The organism is Pseudomonas sp. M2(2023) (assembly GCF_030263955.1).
GTDB lineage: Bacteria > Pseudomonadota > Gammaproteobacteria > Pseudomonadales > Pseudomonadaceae > Aquipseudomonas > Aquipseudomonas asiatica.
In genome coordinates this window covers 752,266-773,169 of record NZ_CP127114.1, presented here as the reverse complement: position 1 = coordinate 773,169, position 20,904 = coordinate 752,266, and the positions used below count along the sequence as shown (strand labels likewise).

19 protein-coding genes are annotated in these 20,904 nt (G+C 63.4%); 8 read left to right on the top strand and 11 right to left on the bottom strand.

Translation table 11 applies throughout. The annotated features are described in order from the left end of the window. The first annotated feature begins 15 nt into the window (after positions 1–15). Positions 16–969 carry an arsenic resistance protein gene (locus QN085_RS03560; protein ID WP_023663594.1) on the top strand — a complete coding sequence of 318 codons (954 nt, stop codon included), beginning with the start codon at positions 16–18 and terminating at the stop codon, positions 967–969. A 23-nt stretch (positions 970–992) separates the two neighbouring features. Here QN085_RS03560 and QN085_RS03555 read toward each other — a convergent pair whose 3' ends face one another. The 9 genes from QN085_RS03555 to QN085_RS03515 form a co-directional block, all read right to left on the bottom strand. Next, positions 993–1,316, bottom strand: a complete 324-nt coding sequence (locus QN085_RS03555) for a RidA family protein (protein ID WP_049866930.1) — start codon at positions 1,314–1,316, stop codon at positions 993–995. Positions 1,317–1,360: 44 nt separating this feature from the next. After that, positions 1,361–2,779, bottom strand: a complete 1,419-nt coding sequence (locus QN085_RS03550; protein ID WP_013970807.1) for an aldehyde dehydrogenase family protein — start codon at positions 2,777–2,779, stop codon at positions 1,361–1,363. A gap of 12 nt (positions 2,780–2,791) precedes the next feature. Further along, positions 2,792–3,835: a homoserine dehydrogenase gene (locus QN085_RS03545; RefSeq protein ID WP_013970806.1), complete on the bottom strand. Its 1,044-nt coding sequence runs from the start codon at positions 3,833–3,835 to the stop codon at positions 2,792–2,794. A 209-nt stretch (positions 3,836–4,044) separates the two neighbouring features. Next, positions 4,045–4,482 (bottom strand): Lrp/AsnC family transcriptional regulator, encoded by a 438-nt coding sequence (locus QN085_RS03540; RefSeq protein WP_013970805.1) that lies wholly within the window; start codon positions 4,480–4,482, stop codon positions 4,045–4,047. Next, positions 4,479–5,867: a threonine synthase gene (locus tag QN085_RS03535; protein ID WP_013970804.1), complete on the bottom strand. Its 1,389-nt coding sequence runs from the start codon at positions 5,865–5,867 to the stop codon at positions 4,479–4,481. The genes QN085_RS03540 and QN085_RS03535 overlap by 4 nt, the downstream gene beginning before the upstream one ends. A gap of 23 nt (positions 5,868–5,890) precedes the next feature. Further along, the gene (locus QN085_RS03530; RefSeq protein WP_013970803.1) at positions 5,891–6,775 is read right to left on the bottom strand and encodes a LysR substrate-binding domain-containing protein; all 885 of its coding nucleotides are present in this window, start codon (positions 6,773–6,775) and stop codon (positions 5,891–5,893) included. Between the two features lie 37 nt (positions 6,776–6,812). After that, the gene (locus QN085_RS03525) at positions 6,813–8,261 is read right to left on the bottom strand and encodes an amino acid permease (RefSeq protein ID WP_013970802.1); all 1,449 of its coding nucleotides are present in this window, start codon (positions 8,259–8,261) and stop codon (positions 6,813–6,815) included. 143 nt (positions 8,262–8,404) lie between these two features. Continuing rightward, positions 8,405–9,676 carry a cystathionine gamma-synthase family protein gene (locus tag QN085_RS03520; RefSeq protein ID WP_023663595.1) on the bottom strand — a complete coding sequence of 424 codons (1,272 nt, stop codon included), beginning with the start codon at positions 9,674–9,676 and terminating at the stop codon, positions 8,405–8,407. A gap of 169 nt (positions 9,677–9,845) precedes the next feature. Next, positions 9,846–10,730 (bottom strand): homocysteine S-methyltransferase family protein, encoded by an 885-nt coding sequence (locus QN085_RS03515; RefSeq protein ID WP_031325950.1) that lies wholly within the window; start codon positions 10,728–10,730, stop codon positions 9,846–9,848. A 118-nt stretch (positions 10,731–10,848) separates the two neighbouring features. Here QN085_RS03515 and QN085_RS03510 point away from each other — a divergent pair, with 118 nt between their 5' ends. Both QN085_RS03510 and QN085_RS03505 read left to right on the top strand, forming a co-directional pair. Next, positions 10,849–11,670: an ABC transporter substrate-binding protein gene (locus tag QN085_RS03510; RefSeq protein WP_285689564.1), complete on the top strand. Its 822-nt coding sequence runs from the start codon at positions 10,849–10,851 to the stop codon at positions 11,668–11,670. Then, positions 11,667–12,488: an amino acid ABC transporter permease gene (locus QN085_RS03505; RefSeq protein WP_013970798.1), complete on the top strand. Its 822-nt coding sequence runs from the start codon at positions 11,667–11,669 to the stop codon at positions 12,486–12,488. Before QN085_RS03510 ends, QN085_RS03505 begins: the two co-directional genes overlap by 4 nt. A 156-nt stretch (positions 12,489–12,644) precedes the next feature. Here the strand turns inward: QN085_RS03505 and QN085_RS03500 are convergent, their stop codons facing one another. Next, a complete protein-coding gene (locus QN085_RS03500) occupies positions 12,645–13,574 on the bottom strand; it encodes a malate dehydrogenase (RefSeq protein ID WP_023663598.1) in 930 nt (309 codons plus the stop codon). Positions 13,575–14,235: 661 nt separating this feature from the next. On the opposite strand from QN085_RS03500, the gene QN085_RS03495 reads away from it, so the two are divergent. The 5 genes from QN085_RS03495 to QN085_RS03475 all read left to right on the top strand — a co-directional run bounded on the left by QN085_RS03495 (position 14,236) and on the right by QN085_RS03475 (position 20,336). Continuing rightward, positions 14,236–15,534, top strand: a complete 1,299-nt coding sequence (locus QN085_RS03495; RefSeq protein ID WP_230491489.1) for a sensor histidine kinase — start codon at positions 14,236–14,238, stop codon at positions 15,532–15,534. Further along, positions 15,519–16,868 (top strand): sigma-54-dependent transcriptional regulator, encoded by a 1,350-nt coding sequence (locus QN085_RS03490; RefSeq protein ID WP_041506272.1) that lies wholly within the window; start codon positions 15,519–15,521, stop codon positions 16,866–16,868. The genes QN085_RS03495 and QN085_RS03490 overlap by 16 nt, the downstream gene beginning before the upstream one ends. A gap of 167 nt (positions 16,869–17,035) precedes the next feature. Beyond that, complete coding sequence (locus QN085_RS03485; RefSeq protein WP_013970793.1) at positions 17,036–17,719, top strand: hypothetical protein; 684 nt, start codon at positions 17,036–17,038, stop codon at positions 17,717–17,719. A 12-nt stretch (positions 17,720–17,731) separates the two neighbouring features. Further along, positions 17,732–19,006, top strand: a complete 1,275-nt coding sequence (locus QN085_RS03480; RefSeq protein ID WP_082041866.1) for an MFS transporter — start codon at positions 17,732–17,734, stop codon at positions 19,004–19,006. A gap of 76 nt (positions 19,007–19,082) precedes the next feature. Continuing rightward, positions 19,083–20,336 (top strand): arsenic transporter, encoded by a 1,254-nt coding sequence (locus QN085_RS03475; RefSeq protein WP_023663251.1) that lies wholly within the window; start codon positions 19,083–19,085, stop codon positions 20,334–20,336. Positions 20,337–20,584: 248 nt separating this feature from the next. On the opposite strand, the gene QN085_RS03470 is transcribed toward QN085_RS03475, so the two are convergent. Continuing rightward, the gene (locus QN085_RS03470) at positions 20,585–20,812 is read right to left on the bottom strand and encodes a hypothetical protein (RefSeq protein ID WP_023663250.1); all 228 of its coding nucleotides are present in this window, start codon (positions 20,810–20,812) and stop codon (positions 20,585–20,587) included. Between the last annotated feature and the right edge of the window lie 92 nt (positions 20,813–20,904).

Sequence of the window (20,904 nt, the reverse complement as noted above, 5' to 3'; positions counted from 1 at the left end):
AGCACAGGCCCTACCTTGACCAGAGAGCAACTTGAAACCCACCAGGTCCCGATCTATTTCGTCGCCGTGCTCGCCGCCGTCACGTTCGGCCTGCTGACCAGCGACACTGCACAGCTCCTGGAGGCGCTGGTCACCCCCGCCATCGCCGTGCTGATGTACGCGATGTTCCTGCAGATCCCCTTCCTCGACTTGCGCCAGGGTCTGGGCAACCGCCGTTTCACTTCCGCCCTGCTGCTGGCCAACTTCGTCCTCGTGCCGCTACTGGGATGGGCCATCACCCGCGGGCTGGTCGAGCGCCCGGCGATCCTCATCGGTGCGCTGCTGGTGTTGCTGACACCGTGCATCGATTACGTGGTGGTTTTCACCCACATCGGCAAAGGCGACTCCCGCCTGACCCTGGCCGCCACCCCTGTGCTGCTGTTGGTACAACTGGCAATGCTGCCGCTCTACCTGGCCCTGATGCTGGGTGACAACAGCAGCGTGGCCATTTCCATCACCCCGTTCGTGGAAGCCTTCGTGCTACTGATCGTGCTGCCGATGGTCCTCGCCGTACTCACCAGCGCCGGCGCCCGTCGCTCGCGCACGGTCTCGGCCTGGAACGATGCCTGGGCGTGGATGCCGGTACCGGCCATGGCCTTGGTGCTGGTGGTAGTGATCGCCTCGCAGATTGCCGTGGTGCTGCGTGATTTCGACCGCTTGCTGCCGGTGATTCCGGTGTACATCGGCTTCATGCTGCTGGCGCCAGTGCTCGGGTTCGTTGCGGCGCGCTTGCTGCGCTTGCCGGTGACCGAGGCACGCTCGGTAACCTTCAGCGCCGCCACGCGCAATTCGCTGGTAGTGCTGCCGCTGGCGCTGGCGTTGCCGGAAGACATGCGCGGTTTGGCGGCGGCAGCTGTGATTACGCAGACATTGGTGGAACTGCTAGGCGAACTGGTCTACGTAAAGGCGATACCCCGGTTTGTGCGCTGACCCGGGGCGTCAGACGCTTTGGGTCAGGAGCGCTCAGGGCACACGGCAAACACCTGTACCTCGACCAGGTAACCCTCTCCCAAGTCTGCGCCTACGCAAGCCCGTACTGGTTTCGGACAACCCTGCAACCAGGCGTCGTACACCTCATTGACCAGGTCGAAGTGGCTGTAGTCGGCAATCCATAACTGAACCCGGGTCAAATGTTCCTTGCCGACGTTGGCCTCAGCCATCAGCCCATCGATCGTACTCAACGCCTGGCGCAACTGCCCCTGCACATCCTGCTGCAGGTCGTCCGCGACCACGCCAGCCGTTTCGAACAGGCCCCTGTAGCTCACCGCCAGCGACATCCGTTCGCCTTGTCCATACCGTTCGATCATCAAGATTCCTCCTATTAGCCCATCTGGTTGAGGCAGACGACTTTGGGCTGGGTCATGTCCTCGTAGGCGAACCGCACCCCCTCGCGCCCAAGGCTCCCATATTTGGAGCCACCGAATGGCATGGCATCGAAGCGGTAGTCGGACGAGTCGTTGATCATCACGCCACCCGCCTCGATACGCCGCGCCAGGCTCAATGCCAAGGACAGATCGCGGGTAAACACACCGGCGTGCAAGCTGTACTCCGGGGCGTTGGCCAATGCAATCGCCTGCTCGATATCCTCGAAAGGCGCCAGCATCACCACCGGTGCGAATACCTCTTCACGCCACAGCCGGCTGGCGTGGTCAACACCCTCCAGCACCGTCGGCGAATAGGTCGCCCCCTGGCGCTTGTGGCCACAGAGCAGGCGAGCGCCGCCTTGAAGGGCCTGGTTCACGCGCTCTTCAATCTGCCGGGCCGAGCCTTCGGTGATCATCGGCCCCATGTCGGTTTCGCGCAGGCCAGGATCACCCACCACCATCGCCTGGGTCAAGGCAACGAAGCGCTGGCGGAACGCCTCATAGATCGAAGCGTCCACCAGGATGCGCTGGGTGCCGATGCAGTTCTGCCCGGCCGCCCAGAATGCGCCTGACACACAAGACTCGACAGTGGCCTCGAGGTCGCAGTCCTTCAGTACCAGCACCGGGGCGTTGCCACCCAGGTCCATGGCCAGTTTTTTCAGGCCCGCCCCCCGGGCAATCTGTTCGCCCGTGGCGAAGCCGCCTGTGAAGGAAATCATCCGCACTTCACGCACAGCCACCAGGGCCTTGCCCAGTTCGGCACCGCCAGTGGCCACGGTGACGACGGCCTCTGGCAGCCCCGCGTCGACCAGGTACTGCACCAGCTTCAAGGCAGAAAGCGGGGCCAGCTCCGAGGGTTTGAGAATGACCGCATTGCCCCCGGCAATCGCTGGCCCCAACTTGTGCGCCACCAGGTTGAGCGGGTCGTTGTACGGCGTGATGGCCAGGATCAGCCCCAGCGGCTCGCGTGTGAACCAGCCCTGACGCGATTCGGAGCCTTCGTAGGCATCGAACGGCACCACCTCGCCGGCATTGCGCCGCGCTTCCTCGGCAGACAGCTTGAGCGTGTTGATGCAGCGTTTCACCTCCTTCTCGGCCTGACGCAGGGTCTTGCCCGCTTCGTCGACAATCAGGCCGGCAAAATCGGCTGCATCGCGCTCTATCAGCCGGGCCGCCTGCTCCAGGATGCTCGCGCGACGGTGCCGAGGCAGCGCAGCACTTTCGTGCACGCCCTGCCGAGCACGCACGAGCAGACCTGGCACGGCATCGGCAGCAAGGTTGGCGACGCTGCCGACCAGGTTACCGTCGAACGGGCTGTAGACATCGATCAAGGCGGGTTGCTGGACGGCTACCCGGGACACGGAAGTCAGGCTCATGAAGGTTGCTCCTCAGGCCGAGCGGCCAGCAGTGTGGATGGCGACGATATCCGACAACAGGGCGAATGCCGTTTCGACACGCCCCGCACCCGGGCCGGACACGGTTACAGCGCCCAGCAATTCGGTGTTGAACGCAACCGCATTGGTGGCACCGGAAATACCCGCCAGAGGGTGGTTGCCGGGCAACAGGCGCGCTTCGACGCTGGCACGCACCGAACCATCGGTTTCACGGCTGGCACTGCCGATCAGTTTCCAGCGCTGGCCCGCCGCCTGCGCTTGCTGGATAGCAGCGCTATCGAGGCTGCTGATCCCGCTGCAGGTCACATCACTCACCTGCAAGCAAGCGCCGAGCAGCTCGTTGGCAAGGATCACCACTTTCAGGCGTACGTCATACCCCTCCACATCGGCGCTCGGGTCCGCCTCGGCATAGCCAAGTGCTTGCGCCTGGGCCACTGCATCGGCAAAACCGAGCCCCTCTTCCATACGCGTCAGCACATAGTTGGAGGTGCCGTTGAGGATGCCCTCGAACCCCACCAGGCCTGCGCCGGCCAACGTCTGGCGCGCCATGCGCAGCACCGGCGTACCACTCATGACCGCGCCTTCGTACTCGAACGACACACCATTGGCCTTGGCCAGGGCCTTCAGCGCCGCAGCATGCAATGCGATCGGCCCCTTGTTGGTAGTGACCACGTGCTTGCCAGCTTCCAGCGCCCAACGGCAGAAGGTTGCCGCCGGTTCACCGTCCTTGGGGTTGGTGAATGTGGCCTCGGCGATGATGTCGGCGCCAGACTGCTTGATCACCGATTCGTTGAACGCTTCAGCCGAACCTTGCGGGATCTGCGCCAGCGCCCCCTTCTGAGCAGGCAGAGCAGCCAGCGTGGCCGCATCCAGGCCGTTGCGGTCGATTGCCGACCCCAGGAACAGGTCGGTGACGCCAACGATCTTCAGGCCAAAGCCCAGCTCTTGCTGCCAGCGCGCATTGCGTTCGGCGATCAGTTGGGCCAGGGCACGGTTCACACCGCCAAAGCCAACAAGTGCAATTTTGTATTCGGTCATGGTTCGCTGTCCTTTCCAGACGGTTGGTCGATGGGGACAAGCGTAAGAGCCGTGCAATGCCAGTTGAATATGGCAATCCGCTGTATTTACTGGCCAATCTGACCAGTAGCCGATGCACGCCTGAGCGCCGCCGGAATGCAAAACGCCGCCAGGGCGCAAACCCGGGCGGCGTTGTTGTAGCAATGGTTGCCAAAAGGCAAACGCGCGTCTCAGATCACCGAGGCCAGGACGAACGATGTCACGGTGTTCTCGACCCCTGGCATGGCGGCAATCTCCTTCCATACATGGTGCACCCGTTCCGGGCTGGAAGCCTCGACGCGCAGCAGCAGGTCGAATTCGCCGCTGAGCACTTCACACTGGATCACCTCGGGGATCTGGCGCAACGCATCGAGCACAGCCTCTCCGCGCATGCGGTCGTAGCGGTAGACGAAGATGACCGCGTTGATCAGCGAGGTCGGTCGTCGCCCCTCACCGATACGCAGGGTATAGCCCTGGATGGCCCCGTCACGCTCCAGGCGCTCGATGCGCTGGCGTACCGCATTACGCGACAGGTTCACCTTGAGCCCCAGTTCGGCATGGGCAATGCGTGCATTGGCGGTGAGTTCGGCGAGAATTCGCTCGTCCAGGGGGTCGAGGATGCGCTTCATCGTCCTGCCTGCAACCGGGCCAATATCTCATGAACCCCCGCCAGGTCCTCTGGCGCCAGCAGCGGCCCACTGCCCGCGCTGCCAACACCACAGGCCGGCACCTCGCCATGCCAGGCCCCAAGCTCCGCCAGCAACCCGGCAGACTTTTCCGGGGCAAACTGCCCCAGCGTGACGATCGGCGCACCAATGTTGCGCCGGTGCAGGCGCCCGGCGAATGCCCCGGTGGCAGCGTGTGGGTCTACTGCGCAGCCGGTTTCCTGGAACAGCGTGACGATTTCTTCGCGAATCAGCGCGTCATCCACGGCGTAGGAGTCGAACAGCATGCGCGCGTGCAGCCACTGGCGGTTGCCGATGCTCAACTCGCCACAATCCTCGAAATGCTCCATCAGTGCCCGGGTCGCCCCACCATCGCGGTCATACAGCTCCCAGACGAAACGTTCCAGGTTGGAGAACAGCGAAAAGTCCATGACCGGCGACAAGGTCTGGCTGGTGGAACCACGGCTGTAGCGATTGCAGTGGATGAACCGGTGCAAGGCATCGTTGCGGTTGGTGGAAACAATGATCTGGTTGATTGGCAGGCCCATTTTCTGGGCAATGAACCCCGCGTAGATCTCGGCAAAACTGGCCGTGGGGATGCTGAAACCCACCGGCCGAATCCCACCACCCAGCTGAAGCGCCGCGTGGAAATAGAACACGATCTGCGCCAGCACGCCGACCCAGTTGGTCGAGTTGAAGCTCACGGGAATCAGCCCGGGGCACGGCCATGCACGCAGCAGCGTCGACACCAGTGACTGGCAGTCATCGAAGCTGCCGTCCACGGCCACGCAGCTCACGCTTTCGGAAGCGGCACTGCGCATCACCGCCGCCCGGTCGGCCGGTGTCCCGGCACTGGGGTAAAGCGCCAGCAAGCGTGCCGTAGGGCAATGCCGCAAGGCTTCGATAGCGGCCACCGCCGTATCGCCGTTGCTGGCACCGACCAGCATGACCCGTTCGCAATCGGGCCCCAGGAAATGGCGAATGAGCCGCGCCTGCAACTGCGCGGCGAAATCCTTGGAGGAACGGGTAGGCCCGTGAAACAGCTGCAGGATCCATTCGTTATGGCCAATCTGCTGCAACGGTGCGATGCCACGGTGCTTGAAGCCGCGGTAGCTGTCGCTTACCAGCGCCCTCAGGGTCGGCTCATCGAGCGTGTCGCCGACAAACGGCGCCATTACCCGCCAGGCCAGTTCGTCGAACGGCAACCACGACCAGCTGGCAATATCCTGCTGGCTGAACGTCGGCACCGCAGTCGGCACGTAAAGCCCGCCATCGTCGGCCAGCCCGGAAAGCAGCGCCGTGCGGAAATCAACCCGTGTCTCGTTGCCGCGCGTGGATGTGTACTGCATCGGTGCTCCAGGTAAATATTTGATTAACGGTGGGCCATCGCCACCAACCAGTGGCTGAAGGCTTGGGCATCCGTGGACAACGCCTCACCCAGGCCACGTACCAGGTAAAACGACTCGCTCGCCTCGATGCGCTGCGCAAAAGGCGCCACCAGCCGCCCCTCCTGCAGCAAGTCCTCGACCAGCGACGAGCGCGCCAGTGCCACCCCAAGCCCCAGTTCCGCCATGCGCAAGGTCGCCACCAAAGTGTCGAACTGCAGGCCGCTGGAAGAATCGACCTGATCGGCGCCTACCCGCTCCAGCCAGTAACCCCACCCCTCCTCGTAACCCAGCACGTGCAGCAAAGGGACGCGGGCAAGGTCGCGCGGCTCGCGTAGCGGGGAGCCGGCAATCAGCGCAGGCGAGCAGACTGGCACCAGCAGGTCGCGGGTCAGGCGCTGCGCCTCCACGCCAGCCCACTGGCCGCTGCCCCAGCGGATTTCCAGGTCATCCTCTGCATCCAGTTCCTTGACCCACAGGTTACTGATGTAGCGGATGTCCACCTGTGGGTGCGAACGGCGAAAATCGGCCAGGCGGGGCGCCAGCCAGAAATGCAGGAACGACAGGCTGCCGCGCACTTTCAGGGGCCGACGCTGGCGTTGCCCGAAAATTTCATTGGTGCCTACCGCCAGGCGGCTTATCGCATCCTGCACCACCGGCAGGTAGGACTGGCCTTCTTCGGTCAACCCCAGCCCCCGGGGCAGGCGCTTGAACAGCGCCACCCCCAACTGGCTCTCCAGGTGGCGGATCTGCTGGCTCACGGCCCCTTGGGTGAGGTGCAGTTCCTCGGCTGCATGGGTGAAGTTCAGGTAACGCGCCGACACTTCGAAGGCTCTGAGCCAGTTCAAGGGGGGCAGGGTTTTCTGGGTCATCGGCGGTTTCTCGTGGCAACGTTCCGGTGCCCTAGTATCACCCTGCTCTGGCGGCCTCGGAACCTGTTGCCAAGGCTTCCGGTTGCAGCGGGCGACGGTCGCGGTACTTGCGGGTCAGCCAGTAGGCCAGGTAACACCAGGCGATAAATGGAAGACCAAAGTACAGGGCCACGCGCTGGGCCGGGTCGAAGGCAATGCCGACGCAGGCCAGCACGCAGCAGAAGATGGCCGCCAGCGGCACGAACGGGTAGCCGCGCACGCGGAACTTGAGGTCTTCGAGCTTGCCGCCATTGGCGATGTAATGGCGACGGAATGCCATCTGGCTGGCCGCGATGCTGATCCACACCACCACCACCGCCAACCCGGAAATGGACACCAGCGCCAGGTAGATGGTGTCGGGGGCAAACACACTGCTCAGCAGCGATGCCATGCCACCGGCCATGCTCAGGACGATGGCATTGAACGGCGTGCCACGACGCGACAGCGCCGCGTACCGGCGGGGCATGTTGCCTTGGTCGCTGAGGGTCCACAGCATGCGCGCCGCAGCATAGAGCCCGGAATTGGCTGCCGACAGCAACGCAGTGATGATGACGAAGTTCATGATGTCTGCGGCATAGGGGATACCGATCATGGCAAACACCATCACGAACGGGCTTTCAACCAACCCTGCCTGTTCACGTGGCAACAAGGTAGCCAATACGAAGATGGTGCCGACGAAGAACAGCGCCAGGCGCAGGACCGTGGTACGGATGGCCTTGGGTACGTTCTTTTCCGGGTCGCGGGTTTCGCCGGCGGCGATGCCGATCAACTCGGTACCCGAGAACGCGAAGGCCACCGCCAGCAGGGTCATGGCGATCGACCAGAAGCCCGTAGGGAACAGCCCCTCGCGGGTGAAGTTGCCCAGCCCGACACTGTGCGCCTGGGTAATTTCGAAAACGCCCAGGATCGCGCCGCCGCCCACCACCAGGAAGGCAATCACCGCCAGCACCTTGATCAGTGACAACCAGAATTCGGTTTCGGCAAACGACCGCACCGAAATGATATTGCTGATGAACACCGCAAACCCGAACAGCGCACTCCATATCCACACCGGCGTATCGGGGAACCAGCGCACCATCAGGATACCGGCGGCGGTGAATTCCGAGCCGATGGCCACGGTCCAGGTCAGCCAGTACATCCAGGCCACCATGTAGCCTGTACCCGGCCCGAGGTAGCGCGTGGCGTAACTGCTGAACGAGCCGACTTCCGGCATGTGTACCGCCAGTTCGCCCAGGCACATCATCACCAGGTAGACCATGATCGCGCCGAGGATATAGGCGATGACCGCCCCCAGCGGGCCCGCCTGGTTGACGGTGTAGCCCGACGTCAGGAACAGGCCGGTACCGATGACACCGCCCAGCGCCAGCATGACGATATGGCGGGTTTGCATATCCTGCTTGAAGCTATGCGCCGAAGCATTTCTCGTTGTCGTTGTCTGCAGGGACATTGTGGTTTACTCATGAAAGTTGGCGGGCAAGGACGTTGCAACGACCTCGTCTTGGCAGAGCGAAGCGAATTGCCTTGCATATTGTTTTTGTTCGACTTCATGAAGTGGCACCCACCGCAAGGAGCGGGTGCTACACGCTTGCCTCAGGCCTGTACTTCGGCCAGGCAGGTGTCTTCGTCACCGTGCAATTCCTTTGCTGCGGCCAACTCCTGGCGCACCGATGCACAGGCCTGTGCCAGGTCTGCCAGCAGGTCCTCGGTGTCCTCGATGCCCACCGAAATGCGCACCAGTCCTTCGGAAATGCCCAGGGCCAGCCGTTCTTCGAGGGTGTTTTCCACATGGCTGGTGGTACGCGCCGGGCCGTAGATGGTTTCTACCGCGCCCAGGTTGCCCGCCCGATGGGCGTACTTCAGGCGCGGCAGCAGCCGCGCTACGGTGGGCATGCCACCTTTGAGCACGAAGCTGACAATGGCGCCGAAGCCACGCATCTGCGCTTTGGCAATCTCATGGCCCGGGTGCTGGGGCAACCCCGGGTAGTTGACCGCTTCGACCAGCGGTTCGGTAGTCAGGTAATGCGCCAGGGCCTGGGCACTGGTCTGTTGCTGACGCAGGCGCAGGGCCAGGGTCTTGATACCGCGGATGATCAGGTAGGCGGAAAACGGGTCCAGCGCCGCACCGTTGATCTCGCGGTAGTGGCGCACCTGGGCCATCAACGACTCGGCACCGCACACCACCCCGCCCAGTACATCACCGTGCCCGGACAGGAATTTGGTGGCACTGTGCACCACCACATCCACGCCCAAGGCCAGCGGGTTCTGGTTCAGCGGGGTGGCGAAGGTGTTGTCGGCCACCACCACGGCGCCAGCCTTCCGGGCGGCAGCGCTCAGGCGCTGGATGTCCAGTACCTTGAGGGTGGGGTTGGTAGGGGTTTCCAGATACAGCAGGTCGCAACCCGCGGCGATCTCGCGCTCCAGCGCTTCGGTGTCGAGGGTGTCACACAGGCAGACCTGCACGCCCATGCGCGGCAGGAACTCTTCGAAGATCTTGTTGGTACCGCCGTAACTGTCGCGGGTCGATACCACACGCTTGCCGCTTGAGAGGAAGGTATGCAGCACGGCACTGATGGCAGCCATGCCGCTGCTGAATGCCACCGCCGACTCGGACTGTTCCAGCTCGCAGAGCTTGGCTTCCAGGGTAGCGACTGTCGGGTTGCTCATGCGGCTGTAGATGTAGCCGGGCAGCTTGCCCTGCGCCACGTCGTACCAGGCATCGATGTCGTTGTAGCCGTAGGCGGCACTGACCACGATCGGGGTCTGGGTAGCGTTGTACGGATGCTGAACCTGCTCCCCGCTCCACACCACACGCGTACCGATACCGGCCGCTGCATTGCCCTCGAATTTCTCGTTCTTGTTCATATCCGGTTCCCGCACCGCTGAGTTGTGTACACCGATTCGGCATCGGCTTTCAGCGGACTATAGGGGCATGGCGGGGGGACTGAAAAACGATGGAATCCGGGTCTGAGTAACGTTTTTTTTAATGGCTGGGGCCGAGCGGGTGCGGAAGCCGCCCTGCCCCTTCAAGGCTTTACGCCAGGTTGCGTTTCAGCTCGGCGATATGCTCCGGGCCAATGCCACAGCAGCCACCGATCATGCTGGCACCCCGTTCACGCCAATCGTTGGCCCATGCCAGGTAACCCGGCGGGTCAAGGTCTTCGCGCAGCTCATCCAGGCCGTCGTTGGCGGTGGCTTCCTTCGGCTGTGGCGGGAAGGCGTTGGCATAGGCGCCGATGGCGATGTCAGCGTTGTGTCGCTCGATTACCGAGCGCGCTACATCCAGTGCAGCGCCAATGACCTCGGGCTGGCTGCAGTTGAACAGCACGGCCGCCGCGCCCAGGCCGACCACGGCTTCGATGGCATCGGCCACTGGCTCGCCGGAGCGCAGGCGTGGCACCTCGTCGACCTCTTCGTCCTGCAGGGTGAACGACACCCAGAACGGCCTGCCGTCTGCCGGCAATTGGCTGTGAATGGCTCGCACCTCGGCAACCGAGCTCTGGGTTTCGGCCAGCCACAAGTCAACATGCGGGGCCAGGCCCTGCAGCAACGGGGCCAGCACCTCCTCGACGCGCTCGGGCTGGAACAGGTCCGGGCGATAGGAGCCGAACAGCGGCGGCAGCGAGCCCGCCACCTTGACCGGGTGTGCTGCGGTATCGGCGGCATGCCGCGCCAGCTGGCCTGCGATATTGGCCAGTTGTCGGCCTTCCTTTGCAAAACGCTCTTCGCCGATGTGGAACGGCACCACCGCATAGCTGTTGCTGGTAATGACCTGGGCACCGGCAGCGATAAACGCTGCGTGCACACCAACCACCGCTTCCGGCGCCTCGCTCAGCGCCAGCGCCGACCACTCGGGCTGACGAAACGGCGCCCCACTGCGCTGCAGCTCACGGCCCATGCCACCGTCGAGAATTACCATCGCTCGCTGTTTCATATAACTACTCTAAAGGTGCTTATGAATAAAATTCATTATGTAGGTGACATTTATAACTATTAAATACCGCTTCCTATAATTGGCCAACATTTCAGGTATGTCCATGCGATTTTCTACTGTGCTCGGTGCGGGCCTCGTGCTGCTCGCAACTGCTTCCCAGGCCTTTGCCGGTGCCACGCTGGAGCGGGTTGAATCGCGCAAGGAACTAGTCAACGTCCTGATGGAAAGCTACCCACCGTTTTCCTTCCTCAATGACCAAAACCAGCTGGACGGTTTCGACGTGGATGTGGCCAAGGCCGTGGCGGACAAGCTCGGCGTCAAGCTGCGCCTGGAAACCCCTTCGTGGGACGTGATCGCCGCAGGCCGCTGGAGCGGCCGCTACGACATCTGCATCTGCTCGATGACCCCGAGCAAGGCCCGCGCCGAAGTGTTCGACTTCCCGGTGGAGTACTACGCATCGCCTGCGGTGATCGTGGTCAACGCCAAGGATGAGCGCATCCATGGCGCCAAGGACCTGGAAGGCCGCAAGGTAGGCCTGACCAGTGCATCGAGCTACGAGAGCTACCTGAACAAGAACCTGGTGATCGAAGGCGACGAAGACAAGAAGCTCGAATACCCCTTCGATTTCGTGCAGATCGCGCCCTACGACACCGACAACGTCGCCTTCCAGAACCTTGGCCTGGGTGCCGGCGTACGCCTGGACGCCATCCTCACCAACCTGGTGACCGCGCAGCCGCGTCTGGACCAGGACAAGCGCTTCAAGCTGGCAGGTGCCCCGCTGTATGAAGAGCCGAACTCGGTGGCCATCGAGAAAGGCGACCCCGAGTGGGATGCCAAGGTGCGCCAGGTGTTTGCCGAGTTGAAGGCTGACGGCACCCTGGCCAAGCTGTCGCAGAAATGGATTGGCGCCGATATCAGCAAATGAGCACCTTCCCCTCCTCCCCCAAGCCCGTGGTCAAGCCCACGGGTGCCGGCCTGTTCGGTTTTCGCACCCGGCTGCTGCTGACCTGGCTGGCGCTGTTTGGCCTGTTCGTTGCGTTTTTCCTCAGTTTCGATCTGAAGTTCTCGATCATCCTGGAGAAGTTTCCGAACCTCGCCGGGTTCAAGCTGGGGCCCAACGGCTTTCTGCAAGGCGCGGCACTGACCCTGTTCCTTTGCCTGTGCTCGATGGTGGTGTCGGTGCTGTTCGGCTTCGCCGCCGCGCTGGCGCGGTTGTCGAACAGCGCGGTGCTGGTGGGTATCGCCAGCTTCTACACCTCGTTCTTCCGCGGCACACCCCTGCTGATCCAGATTCTGCTGATCTACCTGGGGCTGCCACAGCTGGGCCTGGTACCGGGCGCCATCAGCGCCGGCATCATCGCCTTGTCGCTGAACTACGGGGCCTACCTGAGCGAAATCTTCCGCGCTGGCATCCTCGGCGTCGCGCGCGGGCAACGTGAAGCGGCACTGGCGCTGGGCATGCGCACGCCGCAGATCTTCTGGCATATCGTCCTGCCCCAGGCCATGCGGGTGATCATTCCGCCTACGGCCAACCAGTTCATCTCGATGCTGAAGGATTCATCGCTGATATCGGTGATGGGGGTATGGGAGGTGATGTTCCTGGCGCAGTCGTACGGGCGGTCGAGCTATCGATACCTGGAGATGCTGACCACGGCGGCGGTGATTTACTGGGTGCTGTCGATCCTGCTCGAGCTGGTGCAGGCGCGGCTGGAGCGGCATTTTGGCAAGGCTTACCAGCGCTAGGGGCCAGGCTGGGTTGGCAGCCCCCCCTTATTGAATTGCACGTAAACTCATTGAATTAGCAGGGACACTGTGGGAGCGGCTTTAGCCGCGAACACCAGCGCAGCCGGTGCCATGCACCGCGTTGGATTCTTCGCGGCTAAAGCCACTCCCACAGCGTTACAGCGCCTTCATTTCAGCAATATCCCGCGCCACCTGATCAGCCGATTGGTCAAACATCGCCTGCTCCTGCGCATCCAGCGGCAACTCGATCACCCGCGCCAGCCCCTCCTCTGCCAGTACGCAGGGCACACCCATGGCAATATCCGTGCGCCCGTACTCGCCTTCCAGGATCGCCACCGCCGGCAAGATGCGGTTTCGCCCGTTGGCGATCGCATCGACCATCTGCGCAATCGCCACGCCCGGCGCATCGCAGGCGCTGCCCAGCTTCTTCAGCCCCAGGATCTCGCCACCACCCTTGCGGGTGCGCTCGACGATCTGCTCGATCTGCTCACTGGACAGGAAGTGCGACAACGGCACCGAACCGATCTGGCAGTAGCGCATCAGCGGCACCATGCTGTCGCCATGCCCGCCCAGGACCAGCGCCGTGATATCCCGGGCAGAGAACCCGGTCTGCTCGGCGATGAAACACTTCATGCGTGCGGTATCCAGCACCCCCGCCTGGCCGAACACCTTGGTGCGCCCCAGCCCGCTGAGGCTCCAGGCGCGATAGGTGAGCACATCGACCGGGTTCGACACCACCAGCACCGTCGCAGTTGGTGCATGCAGCTTGATGTCGGCCATGATGCCGTCGAGGATTGGCAGGTTGATACTCAGTACATCCTGACGTGACTGCCCCGGCTTGCGCGGCACGCCTGCGGTGATGACCACCAGTTCAGAGCCGTCCAGCATTTCAGCCTTGGCCCCGCCGTGAACCCGGGTATCGGAACCCGACTCGACTGCCGCCTGCCACACATCCAGCGCTTTGCCTTGCGCCATCTCGCCCTGCACATCCATCAACACCAGCTCACGGCACAACTCTTCCCGAGCGATGATCTGCGCTGCCGCCTCGCCGACCATGCCGGCACCCACGATTGTCAGTTTGTTCACACGACACCTCCCAGCGGCGCGCGCCACCAGGAACACGCCTGCAATACAGAGAAGTATCGCCTGCTGAGGCGAAAAGACCACACAAAGGCAAATGGAAGCGGTACGCGTACCCCGTGGGAGCGGCTTTAACCGCGAAGAATCCAACGCGTTGCCTGGCACCGGCTGCGCGGTATTCGCGGCTAAAGCCGCTCCCACAAGGACCGCGCCACCTTCGAGTGCAGTGCAGTACCTGTGGGAGCGGCTTTAACCGCGAAGAATCCAACGCGTTGCCTGGCACCGGCTGCGCCGGTATTCGCGGCTAAAGCCGCTCCCACAAGGACCGCGCCACCTTCGAGTGCAGCGCAGTACCTGTGGGAGCGGCTTTAGCCGCGAAGAGGCCGGTGCAGGCTGGCCTAGAACTCGAAGGTACTGGACAAGCTCACCTGCCGCGCATCGCCAATGGCCACAAAGTACTGGTTCACCGCCAAGCGCCCACAGAGTCACTGCCAATTCAACCGACCCTGTCCTTGCACGGCGATTTTCCATCTGGCAAGGTTGCCAGCAGAACGCCCACCGACTGACCAGCGCTGCCCCACATCAAAGGAAACCTGACCTGTCACTGCAACCCTCCGTTCGCCGTGATCTGCTGATTCTGTGGCTTTCCATTGCCGCAGTTGCGCTTGTGCTGGGATGGCTGCTGCTGATAATCAGCCGCCAAGGCGCCGGCCCTCAGATTGCGCAGGCGCGCCAACTCACCTCGACCAGTTGCCAGGCGCTCCAGGCGGGTGCGGCACGGGTTCGCCAGCAGCTCCCGCCTGCACAAGACCACCCCGATCTCATGCCCCCCGCTGCCGCACAGGCAGTGCTGGATTTGGCACTGCGCGATCAGCCGGGCATGGAGGGCGGCTTCTGGCGAGCGGATGCGGGTGTGGTGGCCTACGCCTTCCCAACCTACGACGGCACGGGAATCAAACGCGACCCGCCGAGCGCTGAGTTGCAGCGCATTGCCTCCACGGCCCAGCGTGCGCAGGATTCTGCAGGCCTGGTGGCGGATGTGCGACCGGGCTTACGCGAAGCCGTGGCTTTCGCCGCCTGCCCCGTTCAGGCCTATGACCGGCAGCTGATCGCCTGGACCCTGATGCGCGTTCCGCTGTTGGCCACAGAAACAGTCAATACCTTGATACTCGCGGTAAGCCTGCTGCTGGCGCTGGTCGTTGTCTCCGGGGCATGGCTGGGCTGGATGATTTCGCGTTGGCAGCGCCAGTCGGCGCATTTGCGAAAGCAACTGGCCCAGTCCGAGCGCCTGGCCACGCTGGGGCGCGTTTCCGCCGGGCTTGCACACGAGATCCGCAACCCTTTGGGCACGATGCGCATGAAGGTGGAAAACGCGATGGCTGCCCCGGCTGACCGGCGCGAAGCACGTGTGGTTGGTGCCCTGGAGGCTGTACTTTCGCAAACGGCACGGCTGGAGACGCTGGTGTCGAGCCTGTTGGCATTGACCCAACCTTTCCGCGCCGAGCGCCAGGCAGTTGACCTGCAGGAATGGCTGGAGGAGCGGCGTAATGCCCACGCCGAAGCAGCGCAAAAGAAAGGCGTACGAATAACACTGGCCGTTGAACCGGAGCTGACCGCTAGCGCGAAGCAAGTTGCGCTGTTCGACCCGACACAAATGGCGCGGGTCTTTGACAACCTGCTGCTCAATGCGCTGGCGCACACGGAAGAACGCGGTGAAATCGAGCTCGGTGCACATCGCACGCACCGCGGCACATTGCTGTTGTGGGTGGCGGACGATGGTTCCGGCATTCCGCATGACCTGCGCGATACACTGTTCGAACCGTTCTCCACCAACCGCGCTGGAGGTACCGGCCTGGGGCTGGCGCTGGTGCGCGAGATCGTGCAGGGTCACGGCGGGCGGGTCGGTCTCGCCGAGTCGGCCAAAGGAACGCGCATAGAGATGGAGCTACCGTGGCCCGAATCCTGATCGTCGACGATGACGCCGCATTCCGCGACAGCCTTGCAGAAATGCTGCAAGACCTGGGGTATACGGTGCTGCAGGCTGAAACCACCGATGCAGGCCTGCACAGGCTGCGCACCGAGGACGTGGATGCGGCCATCGTCGATCTGCGGCTGCCGGGCGAGGATGGCCTGGTGTTCCTGCGCCGCGCGGCGCGCATCTCGCCGGTGCCTTGCATCATGCTCACCGCCTATGCGAGTGGCGGCAACACCATCGAGGCGATGAGCCTGGGCGCGTTCGACCACCTGACCAAGCCCGTGACCAGGGCCGCCCTGATCGAGACGCTCGAACGGGCCCTGCGACGGGCAGCCAACACCCCAGACAACCCCCAGGCGGCCGGGGCATCACCTGCCGCAAAAGAGCCCGTGGATGGCACCGAACTGGTCAGCAGCAGCGAGGCCATGCGCCAGGTCTTCAAGCGTATCGGGCTGGCCGCGAACTCCGATGCCACTGCGTTGATCCTGGGCGAGACGGGCACAGGCAAGGAACTGGTCGCGCGTGCCTTGCATCGCAACAGCGGGCGAGCCACCGGCCCCTTCGTCGCCGTCAACTGCGCGGCGATCCCGGCCGAACTGATGGAAAGCGAGCTGTTCGGTCATGTCAAAGGCGCGTTCACCGGTGCCATCACTGAACGCACCGGGCGCTTTCGCGAGGCCGATGGCGGCACCCTGTTCCTCGACGAAATAGGCGATATGCCGCTGGCCACGCAGGCGAAGATCCTGCGGGTGCTGCAGGAACGCGAAATCACCCCAGTGGGCGCCAATCGTGCCCAGCCGGTGAACGTGCGCATCATCGTGGCCACCCACCGAGACCTGCCCAGCGCAGTCAAGGAAGGGCGCTTCCGGGAAGACCTGTGGTACCGCCTGCAGGTAGTACCCCTGTGGCTACCGCCGCTGCGTGAGCGCCTGGGCGACGTGCTGCTGCTGGCCGAACACTTTCTACGCCTGCTGGGCGGCGACTCGCCCAAGCGGTTGAGCGCGGCGGCAGCCCGGCTGCTGCTGGCCCATTCCTGGCCGGGCAACGTGCGCGAACTGCGCAATGCCATGGAGCGCGCGGCCATCCTCAGCCACGGCCCGGTCATCGAGGCCGAACACATCGGGTTGCAGACGGCGGCGGCGCCCACCCCGGGCCTGGACATTGACTGGGAAGGCCCAATGGCACAGGCCGTTGCCCAGCTGGAGCGCGAAATGATCGTGCGCGCCCTGGCTGCGACGGCGGGCAACCGCGCAGAGGCGGCGCGGCGCCTCGGTCTGTCCCGCCAGCAGCTCTACCGCAAGCTGGCCGAGTTCGATCTGGACTAACCCCTTCGCCCGCAAAGGGGGTGTCCGATTCCGTGACACCTTAGCGTCACGGAATCGGACGGCGCATCACTCCTATCAATCATAACTGTTTGATTTAATTAATATTTTTATCTGGCATGGTGCTTGCGCTACAGGTTGGGTGTTCCCAACCCAAAAGAGCTTCTCCAATGTCCAGGTATTTCATCGCCACATCTCTTGCACTGGCAATTGGCCTGGGTAGCCTCAGCGCGCATGCCATGCCGCCCGCCGCCGCCCATCTGCCTCCAACACCGCATCAGGGTGTGGAAACACCTGGCCTGGTGAGCCAGTACGTGGTGGAGGGCCAGGTGCAACGGATGCTCATCAATCCCTATGGTGAGGTCGACGGGCTGCGCCTGAGCGACGGGACCATTGCAAAGTTTCCACCGCACATGGCCGATGCGCTCACAGCCACGGTCAAAGTGGGGGACGCCGTCCGCATCATCGGGCGGGCGGAAACGCGAGGCACGGTCAAAGCCGACGCCATCATCCACGCCGACAGCGGGCGCACTGTGTACGACCAGCCGCCACCGGTCGGCGAAGGCCGAGCCCTGCCGCCACACCTGCGCGCCCAGCGCCTGCAGCCCCAACAGGTGGAAGGCCAGGTGGAGACCGTGCTGACTGGCCCACGGGGCGAGGCCAACGGCGTCATCCTGAGCGATGGCAGCATCGTACGTTTCCCGTCAGAGAGCCTGCGTATTTCCGTGCAGACGGGCGCACCGTTCGCAGCATCCGGGCTGGGCACGCGCAATGCATTTGGCACCGCTTTGGAAGCGGTCAGCATGGGCACCACGTTATCCACCCTGCAGCCGCTCTATGACCGCGCGCCATAGGGGAATGCCGCTATGCACCCGGCAACACCTTTCATAACCCCGGCGCATGCCAGCTCACGGCGCTGGCTGTCCGGCCTCAACTTCTTCCTGGCCGATGTCCGTGACGGCCTGGGCCCCTTCCTCGGTGTGTTTCTGGCCAGCCATGGCTGGCGAGCCGATGACATTGGCTACGTGATGGCCGCCGGCGGCATCGCAGGCATGTTGGCGACCACGCCGATGGGCGCATGGATCGACGCCTCGCGCCACAAGCGACTGCTTCTGGCAAGCGGCGCCATTGCACTCATTCTCGCCACGGCAGCGCTATGGACGGCGCCAACGTTCGGCGTCGCCGTCGCCTCTCAAGTGGTGACGGGTGTTGTGGGTGCGTTGATGGGCGCCGGCATCATGGGTATCACCTTGGGCATCGTTGATCAGAAAGACTTGTCTCGGCAGCTCGGCATCAACGAAGCCTGGAACCATGCCGGCAACGTGGTAGCGGCTGCCTTGGCCGGGCTGGCAGGCTACCGCTGGGGGCTGTCAGCCGTATTCGTCCTGATAGCCCTGATGGCGTGCGCGGCTCTTGCCTGCTTGCGCAAGATCGATCCACATGACATCGATCATGAGCGTGCCCGCGGTGGTGACCTCACTGGCAACCAGCCTGCGCAAGGTAGCAGCCCCTCGCCTTCCATGGTGCGGGTTTTGACGCACTCGCGCGAACTGGGCCTGCTCGCGATCACCATGCTGCTGTTCCACCTTGGCAATGCCGCGATGCTGCCCTTGCTGGCACAGTCGGTTGTCACGCGTGGGCTGGCCGACCCCAGCGTGTTCACGGCATCCACCGTCATCGTGGCGCAGCTGGTCATGATTCCCGTGGCGCTTTGGGCCGGGCGGCATGCCTCTCGGCACGGGTATCGGGCACTGATCCTTGCCGCCCTCCTGGCCTTGCCCTTGCGCGGGCTGATCGCCGGTTGCTGGGAGTCCCCGTGGGCCCTGATTCCGGTACAGGCCCTTGATGGAATCGGGGCAGGCCTGCTGGGTGTCGCCTTGCCTGGGCTTGTCGCTTCCATCCTGCGCGGCACTGGGCACATCAATGCCGGGCTTGGTGCAGTGATGACGATACAGGGAATAGGCGCGGCCATGAGCCACGCACTCGCCGGCTGGATCGCGCAACATTTCGGCTATGGCACAGCCTTTGTCGTTCTGGGTATCGTGGCTGCAATCGGGCTACTCACCTATCAGACAGGCCTTAGGAAGGGACACCCAAGCCGACAATTGCCAGCTCAGCCAAATAACGTTGACACGATATAGCGTGCTGCACGCCATCCACCAAAGGCTGGCACCCGGCCAAGCCGCGCCAACTCATTCATTCACCTGAGTAAACTGCATGCCTGTATTTGATCCATCCTCGCTCATCTGGGCCGTCGCCGCCGTTGCGACCGGTGGGGTAATCCTGCGCCCCTGGCGGGTGCCGGAATATGTCTGGGCAGTCGGCGCCGCTGTATTGCTGACCGCGTTTGGCCTGGTGCCACTACCCACGGCCCTCGGCGCTGTCGCCGAGGGTGGCGATGTTTACCTGTTTCTGATCGGTATGATGGTGCTGGCCGAACTGGCACGCCAGGAAGGGCTGTTCGACTGGCTGGCCATGTACGCGGTGCAGCATGCCCGGGGCTCCGGCCAGCGCCTGTTCGACCTGGTATTCCTGGTGGGGGTACTGGTAACGGTGTTCCTCTCCAACGATGCCACGGCGGTGGTGCTGACCCCAGCGGTGTACGCCGCATGCCGGGCGGCCAAGGCCGAGCCGCTGCCTTATCTGTTCATCTGTGCCTTCATCGCCAATGCCGCCAGCTTTGTGCTGCCCATTTCCAACCCGGCCAACCTGGTAGTGTTCGGCAGCCAGATGCCGCCGTTGCTGGATTGGCTGCGGCAGTTCACCTTGCCGTCGCTTGCGGCCATCGGCCTGACCTACCTGGTGCTGCGGCTGGCCCAACGCAAACAGATACGCCAGCCCCTGGCAACGACTATCGACATGCAACCGCTGTCCAGCGGTGCACGCTTGTGCGCGCTGGGTATCGTGCTGACAGGCGCCCTGTTGCTGCTGACCTCCGCCCTGGACCGGCAGCTCGGCTTGCCCACCTTCTGCGCCGGCATCGCCACGGCCGGGCTGATCCACCTGCGCCAGCGGCGCAACCCGATGCCGGTGCTCAAAGGTGTGGCATGGGGCGTACTGCCGTTGGTCGCGGGCCTGTTCGTGCTGGTGGAAGCGGTGGCACAGACGGGTGTGATCGAGCACCTGGCCCATGGCTTGGCCGCGCTGGCGCGCAGCTCCGAGCACCAGGCGAGCTGGGGCGCCGGCGTGGTCGCGGCTATCGCCGGCAACCTGATGAACAATCTGCCGACCGGCCTGATCGCAGGCTCCGTTGGCCATATTGTCGATTTACCCGCGAAAACCACTGCGGCGCTGCTGATTGGCGTCGACCTCGGGCCGAACCTGTCGATTACCGGCTCCCTGGCCACTTTGCTCTGGCTGGTTGCCGTTCGCCGTGAAGGCGAACACGTCGGTGCCTTGGACTTCCTGCGCCTGGGGGCGCTGGTGATGCCGCCCGCCTTGATCGGGGCGCTGGGGTTGCTTCATGTATGAAGCGGCGGATCTCGTTCAGAGCGCTCGATTGATGTTGCGCTGTCGGTAATTGCGCCCTACCACCCCACTGCCACAAGTTCGACACATCACCCAGGAGCTGCGCGGTCGGTGTAGGAGCTGGCTTGCCTGCAATGGGCTGCGCAGCAGCCCCATAACCCTACCCCGACAGGAATAAACCACCAACCGACCTTGAGCAGAGGGCCAGCCGCAAGGGTGATATCTGGCCCGCTATTCATCAATGATCCTGCCTAACCAACAGGGTCCTGGCCGTTTTGCTCCATCACCTTCCCACACTGCTCACTGGCCAAACGGCTGATGATCCGGATCGCCTGATGGATACCGGCCGTGTTGCGAAAACTCAGGTGTGGGTTGTGTTCGCACTCCAGCATTTCGTCGTGCTGGACCAGGGCTTCGCCTAGCAGTTCGAGGGTCCAGGCGTAGCTTTGGATGGTGGATAGGCGTTCTTGGTCAGTCATGGCGTGCCTCCCTTGTTGCAGAGACAGAGCGAGATTGACTGGAGGTGAGATCGTTGAGGTCCGCCGAGGTACGACGGTGGAGAACGGATACG

What these genes read in the sequence shown, in the direction of transcription:
- QN085_RS03555 (WP_049866930.1), bottom strand. Translation starts at nt 1,316, where the DNA reads ATGTCGCTGGCGGTGAGCTACAGGGGCCTGTTCGAAACGGCTGGCGTG.
- QN085_RS03550 (WP_013970807.1), bottom strand. Translation starts at nt 2,779, where the DNA reads ATGAGCCTGACTTCCGTGTCCCGGGTAGCCGTCCAGCAACCCGCCTTG.
- QN085_RS03545 (WP_013970806.1), bottom strand. Translation starts at nt 3,835, where the DNA reads ATGACCGAATACAAAATTGCACTTGTTGGCTTTGGCGGTGTGAACCGT.
- QN085_RS03540 (WP_013970805.1), bottom strand. Translation starts at nt 4,482, where the DNA reads ATGAAGCGCATCCTCGACCCCCTGGACGAGCGAATTCTCGCCGAACTC.
- QN085_RS03535 (WP_013970804.1), bottom strand. Translation starts at nt 5,867, where the DNA reads ATGCAGTACACATCCACGCGCGGCAACGAGACACGGGTTGATTTCCGC.
- QN085_RS03530 (WP_013970803.1), bottom strand. Translation starts at nt 6,775, where the DNA reads ATGACCCAGAAAACCCTGCCCCCCTTGAACTGGCTCAGAGCCTTCGAA.
- QN085_RS03525 (WP_013970802.1), bottom strand. Translation starts at nt 8,261, where the DNA reads ATGTCCCTGCAGACAACGACAACGAGAAATGCTTCGGCGCATAGCTTC.
- QN085_RS03520 (WP_023663595.1), bottom strand. Translation starts at nt 9,676, where the DNA reads ATGAACAAGAACGAGAAATTCGAGGGCAATGCAGCGGCCGGTATCGGT.
- QN085_RS03515 (WP_031325950.1), bottom strand. Translation starts at nt 10,730, where the DNA reads ATGGTAATTCTCGACGGTGGCATGGGCCGTGAGCTGCAGCGCAGTGGG.
- QN085_RS03510 (WP_285689564.1), top strand. Translation starts at nt 10,849, where the DNA reads ATGCGATTTTCTACTGTGCTCGGTGCGGGCCTCGTGCTGCTCGCAACT.
- QN085_RS03505 (WP_013970798.1), top strand. Translation starts at nt 11,667, where the DNA reads ATGAGCACCTTCCCCTCCTCCCCCAAGCCCGTGGTCAAGCCCACGGGT.
- QN085_RS03485 (WP_013970793.1), top strand. Translation starts at nt 17,036, where the DNA reads ATGTCCAGGTATTTCATCGCCACATCTCTTGCACTGGCAATTGGCCTG.
- QN085_RS03480 (WP_082041866.1), top strand. Translation starts at nt 17,732, where the DNA reads ATGCACCCGGCAACACCTTTCATAACCCCGGCGCATGCCAGCTCACGG.
- QN085_RS03475 (WP_023663251.1), top strand. Translation starts at nt 19,083, where the DNA reads ATGCCTGTATTTGATCCATCCTCGCTCATCTGGGCCGTCGCCGCCGTT.
- QN085_RS03470 (WP_023663250.1), bottom strand. Translation starts at nt 20,812, where the DNA reads ATGACTGACCAAGAACGCCTATCCACCATCCAAAGCTACGCCTGGACC.